Annotated in this window: 11 protein-coding genes; 7 read left to right on the plus strand and 4 right to left on the minus strand. The window is 63.4% G+C overall.

Translation table 11 applies throughout. The features are described 5' to 3' along the window. The first annotated feature begins 37 nt into the window (after positions 1-37). From IVB23_RS18285 to IVB23_RS18300, 4 genes are all read left to right on the plus strand, one after another. Positions 38-1,834 carry a sensor histidine kinase gene (locus IVB23_RS18285; RefSeq protein WP_247804533.1) on the plus strand — a complete coding sequence of 599 codons (1,797 nt, stop codon included), beginning with the start codon at positions 38-40 and terminating at the stop codon, positions 1,832-1,834. Next, complete coding sequence (locus IVB23_RS18290) at positions 1,831-2,355, plus strand: HPr kinase/phosphatase C-terminal domain-containing protein (RefSeq protein WP_247804535.1); 525 nt, start codon at positions 1,831-1,833, stop codon at positions 2,353-2,355. Before IVB23_RS18285 ends, IVB23_RS18290 begins: the two co-directional genes overlap by 4 nt. A gap of 133 nt (positions 2,356-2,488) precedes the next feature. Continuing rightward, a complete protein-coding gene (locus tag IVB23_RS18295; protein WP_024339151.1) occupies positions 2,489-2,890 on the plus strand; it encodes a PTS sugar transporter subunit IIA in 402 nt (133 codons plus the stop codon). Beyond that, positions 2,887-3,204, plus strand: coding sequence for an HPr family phosphocarrier protein (locus IVB23_RS18300; RefSeq protein WP_197968562.1), 318 nt, complete (start codon positions 2,887-2,889; stop codon positions 3,202-3,204). Before IVB23_RS18295 ends, IVB23_RS18300 begins: the two co-directional genes overlap by 4 nt. A gap of 115 nt (positions 3,205-3,319) precedes the next feature. Here the strand turns inward: IVB23_RS18300 and IVB23_RS18305 are convergent, their stop codons facing one another. Beyond that, positions 3,320-4,945 (minus strand): glycosyltransferase family 39 protein, encoded by a 1,626-nt coding sequence (locus IVB23_RS18305; RefSeq protein WP_247804536.1) that lies wholly within the window; start codon positions 4,943-4,945, stop codon positions 3,320-3,322. A 114-nt stretch (positions 4,946-5,059) separates the two neighbouring features. On the opposite strand from IVB23_RS18305, the gene lepA reads away from it, so the two are divergent. Next, positions 5,060-6,871: a translation elongation factor 4 gene (lepA, locus tag IVB23_RS18310; protein WP_061882520.1), complete on the plus strand. Its 1,812-nt coding sequence runs from the start codon at positions 5,060-5,062 to the stop codon at positions 6,869-6,871. Between the two features lie 225 nt (positions 6,872-7,096). Here lepA and IVB23_RS18315 read toward each other — a convergent pair whose 3' ends face one another. From IVB23_RS18315 to IVB23_RS18325, 3 genes are read right to left on the minus strand one after another with little or no spacing between them, the layout of a single operon-like run. Next, positions 7,097-8,113 (minus strand): acetylserotonin O-methyltransferase, encoded by a 1,017-nt coding sequence (locus IVB23_RS18315; RefSeq protein ID WP_247804538.1) that lies wholly within the window; start codon positions 8,111-8,113, stop codon positions 7,097-7,099. 25 nt (positions 8,114-8,138) lie between these two features. Then, positions 8,139-9,113, minus strand: a complete 975-nt coding sequence (locus IVB23_RS18320) for a tripartite tricarboxylate transporter substrate-binding protein (protein ID WP_247804540.1) — start codon at positions 9,111-9,113, stop codon at positions 8,139-8,141. 37 nt (positions 9,114-9,150) lie between these two features. Further along, positions 9,151-10,068, minus strand: a complete 918-nt coding sequence (locus IVB23_RS18325; protein ID WP_346659150.1) for a DUF1127 domain-containing protein — start codon at positions 10,066-10,068, stop codon at positions 9,151-9,153. 164 nt (positions 10,069-10,232) lie between these two features. Here IVB23_RS18325 and IVB23_RS18330 point away from each other — a divergent pair, with 164 nt between their 5' ends. Both IVB23_RS18330 and IVB23_RS18335 read left to right on the plus strand, forming a co-directional pair. Continuing rightward, positions 10,233-11,819, plus strand: a complete 1,587-nt coding sequence (locus IVB23_RS18330) for a winged helix-turn-helix domain-containing protein (RefSeq protein WP_247804542.1) — start codon at positions 10,233-10,235, stop codon at positions 11,817-11,819. A 111-nt stretch (positions 11,820-11,930) separates the two neighbouring features. After that, the gene (locus IVB23_RS18335; RefSeq protein WP_247804544.1) at positions 11,931-13,043 is read left to right on the plus strand and encodes a winged helix-turn-helix domain-containing protein; all 1,113 of its coding nucleotides are present in this window, start codon (positions 11,931-11,933) and stop codon (positions 13,041-13,043) included. The last annotated feature ends 4 nt before the right edge of the window (positions 13,044-13,047 follow it).

The raw sequence follows: 13,047 nt of genomic DNA on the forward strand, positions 1-13,047 counted from the left end.
GACCTTCGCACGAGCTGTCCTAACGCGGGCGTGAGCATTGCTTGACCGAACGCAGCCTGACTCAGACCGGAGCGCCGGGGATCTTGCATCCAACGGCGTTCCGGAGCACGTCATTGATGAAAAGCAGCAGGGCTGGCGACCGCTGAACTGGCTGAAGCGCGCCGGGCAGTTCTTCTTCGCGCTGTCCTTCTCGAGCCTGACCCGCCGCATCGTCTCGCTCAACCTTGCCGGCCTCGTCGCGCTGGTGGCGAGCATCCTGTACCTGTCGCAATTTCGTGCCGGGCTGATCGACGCGCGCGCACAGAGCCTTTTGGTGCAGGCCGAGATCATCGCCGGCGCGATCGCGGCCTCCGCGACCGTGCAGACCAACGCCATCACCATCGACCCCGACCGGCTGCTCGACCTCAAGCCGGGCGAGACCTATGGCGGCTCGGACGAATATTCGCCGCTGGACTTCCCGATCAATCCGGAGCGCGTGGCGCCGGTGCTGCGCACGCTGATCTCGCCGACCAAGACGCGCGCCCGCATCTACGATCCGAACGGCAGCCTGCTGCTCGACAGCCGCAACCTCGAAAACGTTCTGCGCTTCGATCTGCCGCCTCCGGCTGAGAAGCCCGGTTTCGTCGAGCGCGGCATGGTCGCGGTGCGCACCTGGCTGAACCGCGGCGACCTGCCGCTTTATCGCGAGCTCGGGCCCGAGAACGGCAATGGCTATGCGGAGGTGGGGGACGCGCTGCAGGGCCAGAAACGCTCGATGGTGCGGGTCAATGCACGCGGCGAGGTGATCGTGTCGGTCGCGGTCCCGGTGCTGCGCTCGCGCGCGATCCACGGCGCCTTGATGCTGTCGACGCAAGGCGACGACATCGACCAGATGGTCACCGCCGAGCGCCTCGCCATCCTGAAGGTCGGCGGCGTCGCCGCCGCCGTCATGATCATGCTGTCGCTGCTGCTCGCGAGCACGATCGCCGGACCCGTGCGCCGGCTCGCCGACAGCGCCGAGCGCGTCCGCCGCCGCATCAAGGCCCGCATCGAGATTCCCGACTTCACGCGCCGCCGTGACGAGATCGGGCACCTCTCCGGCGCGCTGCGCGACATGACCAGCGCGCTCTACAGCCGCATCGAGGCGATCGAGATGTTCGCCGCCGACGTCGCCCATGAATTGAAGAACCCGCTGACCTCGCTGCGCTCGGCGGTCGAGACGCTGCCGCTGGCGCGCAACGAGACCAGCCGCGCGCGCCTGCTCGAGGTGATCGAGCACGACGTCAAGCGGCTCGACCGGCTGATCTCCGACATCTCCGACGCCAGCCGCCTCGATGCCGAATTGCAGCGCCAGGATGCGATCTCCGTCGATCTGCGCCGCCTGCTGACGACGCTGGTGTCCGTCGCCAACGAGACCAAGCTCGGCCACGACGTCGCGGTCGAGACGCGCTTCGAGGGCCGCAGCCCGACCGACTCCTTCGCCGTGAGCGGCCATGATTCACGGTTGGGGCAGGTGGTCTCCAACCTGCTCTCCAATGCGCAATCGTTCTCGGAAGCCGGCAGCAAGGTGCGTCTCACCTGCCGCCGCGTCCGCGGCGAGATCGAGATCGTGGTCGACGACGACGGCCCCGGCATTCGCGACGACGCGCTGGAGCGCATCTTCGAGCGCTTCTACACCGACCGTCCGCATCAGGGTTTCGGCCAAAACTCCGGCCTCGGCCTGTCGATCTCCAAGCAGATCATCGACGCCCATGGCGGACGCATCTGGGCGGAGAACCGCCCTGGCCCGCTGGATGCCGAAGGGGCTCCGACGGTTGCCGGCGCGCGCTTCGTGGTCAGGCTGCCGGCTCTATGAGCGACGGCGGGCCAAGCGTTCACGCCTCCGCGGTCAAGGTCGGATCTCTGGCGGTGCTGATCCGCGGGCCGTCGGGCTCCGGCAAGTCGCGCCTTGCCTTTGATTTGATCATGGCGGGACGCTCGGGCGTGGTCGAAAGGGCCGTTCTGGTCGGTGATGACCGTGTCCATCTGGCGACAGTCGGCGATGAAATTGAGGTGCGCCCCGCGCCGGTATTGGCTGGCTTGATCGAGATCCGGGGCTTGGGAATTCGTCGCTGCGACTTCGTGGAGCATGCGACCGTCGGTCTCGTGGTCGATCTTGACGCGGCGGACGCGGAGCGCCTGCCTGCGGCGGAATCGTTGAAAACCAGCATTTTTGGTGTCGAAATACCGCGAGTCCCGGTCGGCCGCGACCATTCGCCCCTCCCGCTGGTTGTTGCGGCCTTGACCACTACCAAGAGTTCATCTTCCGTTAACCCTACCGGCGATTGTTCGAAGGGAAATGGTAACCATATGAACCCCAGTATCGCGACCGAGTAGACCGGCGCAGCTCCCATTATCCATCCGTCTATATTCAGGGAGATACGCAACATCCCCTCTTGCGCGGGGGCTCTGGATGGTCAAAGTGGCGCGTTCGTGCGGTGCACCAAAAGCGCCCGCGAGGAGTTTTCCGATGATTGGTCTAGTACTTGTGACCCACGGGCGCCTTGCCGACGAATTCAAGGCAGCGCTTGAGCATGTCATGGGTCCACAAAAGCAAATCGAAGCGATCACGATCGGTGCCGAAGACGATTCCGATCTCTGCCGAAGCGACATCATCGAGGCGGTCAATCGCGTCGATTCCGGCGACGGCGTTGCGATCCTCACCGACATGTTCGGCGGCACGCCGTCAAACCTTGCAATATCCTGCATGAGCCGGCCCAAGGTCGAAGTGCTCGCAGGGATCAACCTTCCCATGCTGGTCAAGCTCGCCAAGGTGCGCGAGGAGCGTTCGCTGCCCGACGCGATCGCGATGGCTCAGGAAGCGGGCCGCAAATACGTCACCATCGCCAGCCGCGTGCTCGCCGGCAAATGAGCGGCGAGGCGCCACAAGCGGGGACAGGCGTGCCCGCGGGCGCGATCTCCAAGGATCTCCTGATCATCAACAAGCGCGGCCTGCACGCCCGCGCCTCCGCGAAATTCGTCCAGGCGGTCGAGCGCTTCGATGCGCAGGTGTGGGTGACGCGCGGCGGCGAGACCGTCGGCGGCACCTCGATCATGGGCCTGATGATGCTCGCCGCCGGTCCCGGCACGACGATCACGGTATCCGCCGCCGGCACGGATGCCGAAGCCGCGCTCGCGGCGATCACCGAGCTCGTCGAGAGCAAGTTCAACGAGGAAGGGACTTAGGCCCGATTGTCATTCCGGGGCGATGCGCAGCATCGAACCCGGAATCTCGAGGTTCTCAGGTGCGCAAATGCGCACCGTAGCTCACGCTTCGCGTGCCCCGGAACGACAATAACCCTCACTTCCCCGGCGCTGCGATATAGACGTTCCAGGTCATCGACGGGCCCGCCTTGCCGTGGGTGAAGCGGCGCGTCGTCATCACGATGCGCTCGGCGTTCGGCGCGGTCTCGGACACCCATTTCTCGAACTTGGGCAGGCGTTCGTCGGTCGCATCGAACACGCCGATGAAGCCGTATCTCTTGATGTCGTCGAGCGAGGTCAGCCCGGAAGCCCAGGCTTCGTTCGGCGTGAACGGGCTGGGGTGATCGGGGCTGTAGAACACCATCGGCTGTATCGTCTCCATCGTTCCCGCGACGACGGCCCAGCGCGACGCGAAGCGCGCGTGCCAGGCCTGGGTCAGCTCGCGCGCCAGCTCCGAGCGCGCGCCATAAGTCGCGGTGTTGCCGCCATTAACCGCCATCTCGCGCGCGGCGATCCAGGGCGAAGCGGCGAGCGTCGCAGCGCTGAGCACGAGCCAGATCGCGGCGATGTTGAACAGCACGGCGCTCTGCACCCGCAGCGCAGGAATCGCGACCAGCGCGAGCGGGACCAGGAAGAACAGCGAGATGCCCCAATCGGTCTTCATGTAGATGCTGAAGACCAGCGCGCCGAGCGGCGGGCCGACCGCGACGATGATCTGGATCATCCAGACGTTCAGCGCCTGCGAAAGATTGACGCCGGGATTGCCGCCGCGCGCCCAGGCCCGCGTGACGATGCGCGAGGGCGCGCGCAGCAGCAACTTGACCCAGGGCGGCACCAGCGCCATGGCCAGCGCCGCGAGCGCGACCGGCAATGCCAGCAGGCCGAGATTATGCAGCACGTAGCCGGCGACGAGCTGATGCACCTGACCGCTGTCCTGGAGGCTGTAGGTGTCGCCGGCATAGGTCAGCGGCACGAAATGCGCGTCCGCCAGCCAGACGATGTGCGGGATCATCGCCGCGATCATGGTCACGATCGCCACCCACGGTGCGGGCGACGACAGGAATCGCAACCGGTCGGGATGGATCAGCGCGGCGAGGCCGATGGCGCCGACCATGGTCAGCACCCAATATTTGGTCATCAGCGCCATCGCGCCGGCTAGGCCGAGCAGGAGTCCGGATTGCCAGGTCCGCTTCTCGAATGCGTTGAGATAAGCGAGCACCAGGAGCGGCAGCGTGACGAGCTGGAGCAGGTCCGGGTTGTACTTGAAGCCCTTGAAATTGAAGATCGGGTAGAGTGCGATCATCACCACGACGAGGAATGCGCGCCGCGCATCCACCACGCGCAAGCTCACGAGCCAGCAGATCACCATGCCGACGCTCACCGTCGCCATCGCGAGCGCATAGGTCGCCCAGTCTGCCGCCGGGAACACCTTGAACCAGAGGCCGGCCACCCAGCCCGACAGCGGCGGGTGCTTGCCATAACCCCAGAGGAATTTCTGGCCCCAGCCATAGGCTTCTGCGACGTCCATGTGAACGTCCTGCGCCGCCTTGATATTGATCAGGATGAAGGTCCAGAGCACGGCATGCAGGATGGCGAGCTGGATCACCAGCCACAGGCGCGCCTCGGGACGGACTGCGCAGGCAACCAGCCAGGCCCGGAAGCGGTTGTAACTCAAGCGGGTCTTCGCCCGCGCTCTGGCGGATGGGATCGAGGTGGTGGACATGAGCCGTTGCGTAGCGCGTTTTGGCCTGCCGTGGAATCAGCTTGGCGTGAAGAAAGGCCCTGAAAATACAGCAATATGGTTGCCGCACGAGGATGTGAGTGGTATCCCGCGCCCATGACGACCGTCCCCATTTCCAACATCCGCAATTTCTCCATCGTCGCCCATATCGACCATGGCAAATCGACGCTGGCCGACCGCCTGATCCAGATGACGGGCGGCCTCTCCGACCGCGAGATGGCGGGCAAGGAGCAGGTGCTCGATTCCATGGACATCGAGCGCGAGCGCGGCATCACCATCAAGGCGCAGACGGTGCGCCTTCAGTACCGGGCCAAGGACGGCAAGGATTACATCTTCAACCTGATGGACACGCCCGGCCATGTCGACTTCGCCTACGAAGTCTCGCGGTCGCTGGCGGCGTGCGAGGGTTCCCTCCTGGTGGTCGACGCCAGCCAGGGCGTCGAGGCGCAGACGCTCGCCAACGTCTACCAGGCGCTCGACAACAATCACGAGATCGTCCCGGTCCTGAACAAGGTCGACCTGCCCGCCGCCGAGCCCGACAAGGTCAAGCAGCAGATCGAGGACGTCATCGGCATCGACGCTTCGGATGCGGTGATGATCTCGGCCAAGACCGGCCTCGGCGTCCCCGACGTGCTGGAGGCCATCGTCACGCGTCTGCCGCCGCCAAAGGGCGATCGCGACGCCACGCTGAAGGCGCTGCTGGTCGACAGCTGGTACGACGTCTATCTCGGCGTCGTCGTCCTGGTGCGCATCGTCGACGGCACCATGAAGAAGGGCCAGCGCGTGCGCATGATGGGCACCGGCGCCGCCTATGACGTCGAGCGCGTCGGCTTCTTCACGCCGAAGATGCAGCAGGTCGACGAGCTCGGTCCCGGCGAGATCGGCTTCATCACCGCCGCGATCAAGGAAGTCGCCGACACCCGCGTCGGCGACACCATCACCGACGACAGGAAGCCTGTTACGGAAATGCTGCCGGGCTTCAAGCCGGCGATCCCCGTGGTGTTCTGCGGCCTGTTCCCGGTCGATGCCGACGACTTCGAAACGCTGCGCGCGGCGATGGGCAAGCTGCGCCTGAACGACGCCAGCTTCTCCTTCGAGATGGAGACTTCCGCCGCGCTCGGCTTCGGCTTCCGCTGCGGCTTCCTCGGCCTCTTGCACCTCGAGATCATCCAGGAGCGGCTGTCGCGCGAATTCGACCTGAACCTGATCGCGACCGCGCCGAGCGTCATCTACAAGATGAAGCTCACCGACGGCAGCGAGCTCGAGATCCACAATCCCGTCGACATGCCCGACGTGGTCAAGATCGCCGAGATCCAGGAGCCCTGGATCGAGGCCACGATCATGACACCCGACGAATATCTCGGCAGCGTGCTGAAACTGTGCCAGGACCGCCGCGGCGCGCAGAAGGAGCTGACCTATGTCGGCTCCCGCGCCATGGTGAAATACGACCTGCCGCTCAACGAGGTCGTGTTCGACTTCTACGACCGCCTGAAGTCGGTGTCCAAGGGCTACGCCTCGTTCGACTATCACCTGACCGACTACAAGCCGGCCGATCTCGTCAAGATGCAGATCCTGGTCAATGCCGAGCCGGTCGACGCGCTCTCGATGCTGGTCCACCGCACCCGCGCGGAGGGCCGCGGCCGCGCCATGGTCGAGAAGATGAAGGAGCTGATCCCGCCGCACATGTTCCAGATCCCGATCCAGGCGGCGATCGGCGGCAAGGTGATCGCCCGCGAGACGGTGCGCGCGCTGCGCAAGGACGTCACCGCAAAATGCTACGGCGGCGACATCACGCGCAAGCGCAAGCTTCTGGAGAAGCAGAAGGAAGGCAAGAAGAAGATGCGGCAGTTCGGCAAGGTCGACATCCCGCAGGAAGCTTTTATTGCCGCGCTGAAGGTGGATAGCTGAGGCGGGGGCGTCGCCCGCTTCCCTCTGCCCCCACGAGCCCCCTCAAACAAAAATGCGAAAACAACCCCATGCACAGTAGAAAACAACCCCATGCACAGTAGCAGGGGGGCTTGCAGGCCTTACATTTTTCGATGTTTCCAAATTGCAGTTGAAGCGTCGGGCAAAACACTGGCATGATGGCATCATCGCAGCTGACGTGACCGGCTCAAGGAAGCCACGCGGCAGTCAGTTTCCAACCTTTCTGAATTGGACGAGGCTGAACGAGCCGATATTGCTGGTTACCACGAAGGCGAAGCCGGCCAGGACGCCGAGCCTGCGGTACTCGGCTTCCGTCCGCTCGCGGCCGCCAGGTCCCCTCAGCATATTGAGATCGCTCATGGCGCAGGAGTGATCTTGTGGCTCAGTCGTGGCAAGCTCCGGCATGATCCGCTCGATCACGATCAACGTTCCACTGGCCGGCAGCGCGTCCCGGCAGTTCCGCAGAATGACCTCGCAACGATCGTCTTTCCAATTGTGCAGGATGCTCTTCATCAGGATCGTGTCGGCGCCGCCCGGGACCTTCTCGAAGAAACTACCGGCGACGAACCGGCAGCGATCGGCAATGCCAAGCCGATCAAAATGCGCCCGCGCTCCTGCCTCGCAGCGCGCCAGATCGAAGGCGATGCCCCCAAGATGCGGATTGTGCTGGAGCAGGCCGCCGATCAATTCGCCGGTGCCGCCGCCGACATCCATGACAACGCGTGCAGCCGTGAAGTCGTGCGCCACAACGATCTTTGGAACGATGGTCCGCGTGAGGTTGACCATCGCGGCATTGAACAGACGGGTCCATTCCGGCGCATTGCTCGTCGCGGCATAGCGATCGTCGCCATCGCCGCGCAAGGCGCCCGCGCTCTTCCCGGAACGAACCGACTCGACCAGTCCGCTCCAGACTTGCGCGAGCGTCTCGCCCTCGAAGAGAACCCAATCCTTGAAGGACGGGTCGGCGGTCTCGTCGAGCTGCCGACCGAGTTCGGTCATGGCAAACCGGTCCCGATCGGCCTGCCTGCACAGGCCAATTGTCGTCAGGCCGACGAGCAGCCTGCGCAGCGCATCTTCGTCGGCGCTTACCAGCCGGGCGAGTTCGGCCACCGATTTCGCCTCATCGCCGATGGCCTCGGCGAGATTGAGCTTGGCCGCGGCATAGATCACCGCGGTGATGCGATGCGACTGCACGAGATCATGCACGGATGCCGGCCCGCTCATGTGTTGCCTCCTGTCGATGCCGGGTTCAATCGGTCGGGACGAACCCCGTTGCCTCCACGATCGCCTTCCACCGGTCGGATTCGGATGCGATCAGCCTGGCGAAGTCTTCCATGGCGATCGCGTCGGGCTCGACCGCCAGCTTTGCCATGCCGGCCTTGACTTCGTCGGTGCGCAAGGCCGCCTGGATCGCGGCGTTGAGCTTATCGACGATCGGCGCCGGTGTCTTGGCCGGAACGAAAAACGCAAACCATGTGAGGTCCTCGAGCGACGGATATCCGGCCTCCCGCGCCGTCGGCACCGCCGGAACAAAGGGGCAGCGGCGCGGTCCGGTGGTCGCCAGCGCGCGGAGATCACCGGACTGAACGAGCCCGAGCGAGCTGCCGATCGGCATGACGGTCGCAGCAATCACGCCCTTGACCAGATCCTGAATCGCGCCACCGCCCTGATAGGGCACGTGAAGAAAATCGAAGCCGGCGGCGCGGCCCAGCATCGCACCGAGAAAATGCAAGGTGGTACCGGCGCCCGGCGTGCCAAAAGTGGCTTGCTTCGGATTGACGCGGCACCAGGCCACGAAATCCGCCAGCGTCTTGACGTCGGCCGGCACCTTGGGACCGACCGTCAGCAAGGTCGGGGTCGAGGCGACGGTCGACACTGGCGTGAAATCCCGCGGCTGGTATCTCAGCGTCTTGTAGACGTGCGGAAAGAACATCATGAAGCCGAGCGGCGCGAACAGCATGACCGATCCATCCGCGTCGGCGTTCTTCACCGCCTCCACCGCGATGCGACCGGCTGCGCCCGGCCGGCTCGCGACCACGATGGTGTCGGCATACCCGCCCATCTGGCCGGCCACGAGTCGCGCCAATCCGTCCTGCAGCCCAGGCGTGAATCCCGTCAGGATATGCACGGTTCTCCCGATCGGCTGTGCGAGCGCCCGCGGCACAAGTTGCGTGGCGGAGAGCGCGGCAGCGGCCGCCGACAACACGTCGCGACGTGTGATCATCGACTGTCTCCCTGACCCAGCCCGAAAAGACGGCGAACTACCTCACCATCGCGGCGGCTTCCACAGCTGGAGCTGTGTGGGGTCGCACGAACACAAAACGGGACATCACAGATATCTGCGCATCATCGCGGCCGTCCTGACCGATCAGGATGAGGCCTGCTCCGCCATTCGCCACGGTGAGAAGTATAGCTTCACCCGCCCATGTCCTGATGGGCTCCATGCCAATAGTGAGAAACTCACCGATCGGCTGGTCCAAATATTGAAGTCTCAGCTGCGGCGCGATTTCGGCGGGCGCAAGGACGAAACCGAGCTCTTGTGCACGCAGATAGGTCTCCCGCAGCGAAGCAGCGTCTCGAAAACCGAGCTCGGCAACCGACACGGCGACGAGCGCAACCTCCGCCTGCCCGTGGTTCAGCGTAAAGGCCGGTCGAGCCAGTATCTCAGCGGCCGAGTTTCCGACTCCGCACCCGATCGCGCTCAACGCGTCGCGAAGCGCAAAAGTATCCGTGAATGTCCCTATCCGGATCGTCTTCCACACCAGGACATCTGCTGCGGAGTTGACCGGAATCTCCGTTTTTTGACCTGGCGGAGCTCCCTTGACCGTCAAGTCTCGCCGCAGAACATCCTGCGCAGTGCATTGAGCCTCGGTGCGATCTACAGAGATCAAGCTGAACAGATTGGCGAGCAACAAGATCTGAAGCGCATCGCCAATGTCTCGGAGTGTCGAACGATGCGGCCTTGCAATGCTTCGTTGCGAGGTAACGTAGTCAATCTCGCCGCGCGTCACGCCGATATCCATCAGTTCCCGATCGCTGAGGGCACCAAGGGCGGCTCGCACCCTCTGCCGCGCGCGGCGCTTCCGCCATGCGGTCCGGAATTGCAGGAACAGGCTGACGGCTTGCTGCAGGGATGTGGCAGTCCGTCGCATCTGTGCAGGGCCGTAGATGGCGCTCATCGGCGATTTCCCTCGGCAATCACTCTCCTGGTGACAGGCTGTCAGGACTTCGTCGGGCACGCTTGACGTGCGGCTTACATTTTCCTTACCGGCGGCTTATTTTTATGGCCCAATTGTTGTGGAGGCGGCGTCATCCAGCGGAGTGTGGCTACAGGAGTGGCAACTTGCGCTATCTCTTTGATGAACACGTGTTCGACACAGATCGGCGCGAGCTGCGTCGCGGCACTGATCTCGTTTCCGTTGCGCCACAGGTCTTCGACATTCTCGAATACTTGATCCGCAACCGGCAGCGCGTCGTCAGCAAAGACGACATCATAAACGCGATTTGGAAAGGGCGCATCGTGTCCGAGGCTGCGCTCACGACCCGCATGAATGCCGCCCGCACCGCGGTCGGCGATTGCGGGGGAGCGCAGCGACTGATCAAGACCATCCCGCGCAAGGGCTTCCGTTTCGTCGGAGCCGTTCAGGAAGTACAGGTGCCGGATTCTTCGGCCGCCCCGTTCCAGCCAGACGGGAGGACAGCGGTCCTCCCACTGCCCGATAAGCCCTCGATCGCCGTGCTCCCTTTCGTCAGCCTCAGCTCCGATCCCGAACAGGAGTATTTCGCAGATGGCATCGTGGAGGAAATCACGATGGCCCTCGCTCATTTTCGCTGGCTGTTCGTGATCGCACGCAATTCGAGCTTTGCATACAAGGGACGGGTCGTTGACGTAAAACAGGTCGGCCGCGAACTTGGTGTACGCTACGTCCTTGAAGGCAGCGTGCGCAAAGCCGGAAATCGCATTCGAATCGCGGGACAGCTGATCGATTCCGAAACTGGAACGCACCTCTGGGCAGAGCGCTTTGAGGGCCCGATCGAGGACATGCTCGATCTGCAGGACAATCTGACGTCCTGCGTCGTAGGTGCAATCGCCCCGAAACTGCAGCGTGAGGAGATCAAGCGGGCAAGGCGAAAGCCACCCGAAAATCTGGACGCCTATGACCATTATCTGCGTGGGCTGGCGAAATCACGTTGGTCCAACAACGCAAACACCGAGGCGCTGCAGCTTTTCTGCAAGGCGACCGAACTCGACCCTCGGCTGGCTTGTGGCTACGCGATGGCCGCCTGGTGCTATGTCCGGCGCAAGGCGAATGGCTGGATCAGCGATCCGGCAAAGGAAATTGCGGAAGCCACTCGGCTGGCCCGGAAGGCTGTAGAACTGGGGACGAATGATCAGGTCGCACTGTCGGTGGGTGGATATGCACTCGCCTTCATAGCCCGTGAATTCGACGACGCAGCGGCCTACGTGGACCGGGCGTTGGCTGACAACCCGAATCTCGCTCAGGGCTGGGCCACGAGTGCCTGGTTGAGAGTTTGGAGGGGAGAGCCTGATCTCGCCCTTGAGCACTCCGCACTTGCCGTGAGACTTAGCCCGCTCGATCCGCCCATATACTACGACGCGCACGGCGCCATGGCGTATGCGCATTTTCTGGCGGGCCGGTATGACGCGGCAGTATCATGCGCCGAGAGCGCATTGCGTGGTCAGATAAACCTTCTTCTCGTGACCTGCATTTCCGCAGCCGGCAACGCACTCGCCGGGCGGCGTGAGCGAGCGCAACGCCCTCTGCTGCAAGCGCTCGAATGCAATCCGGATCTTCGTGAAAATCTCAGCAATCTGGCACCGTTTCGGCGGGCAGATGACTTCGTAATCTTCGAGAAGGGTCTCTGCCAAGCGGGCCTTCCGGAAAAGCACGGTGCCGGCACCCCGTGAGGGGGTGGACCGATGTTCGCGGCTTACATTTTCGGTACCGAAGGCCTATTGTCGTCAGGTAACTGCTCCCGCGCCCTCGGAGGGTAGAGGGCGGGCTTGGGGAATGGTGCCATGCGCTATTTCTTCGAGGACTGTGCGTTTGACACCGAGCGACGCGAATTGCGGCGCGGCCTCGATGTCGTGCCCACGACACCCCAGGTTCTCGATCTGCTCGAATATCTGATCCGCAACAAGGACCGCGTCGCCAGCAAGGACGATCTCGTCAACGCGATTTGGAATGGCCGGATCGTATCCGATGCGGCGCTGACGACCCGGCTGAACGCTGTCCGACGCGCGATCGGTGACTCCGGTCAGCAACAACGTCTTATCAAGACATTTCCACGAAAGGGCTTTCGTTTCGTGGGGGCTGTGTACGATGAGGATCGGAGGCCGGGAACCGCCGCCATTACGGTCCCGGTTGCCTCTTCAAACGCTGTTGGCGAACGGCGATTCACCGGCCGGCTTGAGAACCTCAGACGTCGTTTAAAGCTCGTCGGCAGCGTGTTGGCGTCGGTCGCCGCCATCGGCGCAATTGCCGGCGGCGTTGCCGGATACTGGAATGCCTGGAAGACTGTCCGTGCCGACGCCCAACGAGAATCTCAAAATATCCGGGGACAACCGACAGTCGGGCCCAAGATCGCGCCTCGCCTCTCTCTCGTCGTGTTGCCCTTCGCCAGCCTCAATGACGATCAAGCGCAGGATTCCTTTGCCGACTCTATCTCGACAGATTTGACGACCGATCTGGCGAGAATGCCCGCCACCCTCGTTATTGGACGCGAGACCGCTTTGACCTACAAGAAGAAGTCGATTGATTTGAAGCAGCTCGGGACGGATCTCGGCATACGTTGGGCCGTGCGGGGCGCGGTGAGACGCAACGGGGAGCAGGTGCGAGTCAACGTATCTCTGACCGATCTCCAGACTGCCCGCGACATCTGGTCGGATCGGTTCGACGGAGACCTCGCGAATCTGACCGTCTTGCAGGATACCATCACAGCGCGGCTTCTGTGCGTCGCACACTTGCACCTCCGTCAATATGAAGAAGCTATCCAACAGTGCAGCCGCTCGCTGAATATGACCGGCACGGATTTTCAGGCTTACATGAGTCTGATCTCGGCCTACGGGTGGACGTGGCAAACGGAACGGACACGCGGAGGTCATGTAACCGCGGCACAGGACACATCCTAACCAG

It is taken from the genome of Bradyrhizobium sp. 191, from assembly GCF_023100985.1.
GTDB classification, from domain to species: Bacteria; Pseudomonadota; Alphaproteobacteria; order Rhizobiales; family Xanthobacteraceae; genus Bradyrhizobium; species Bradyrhizobium diversitatis.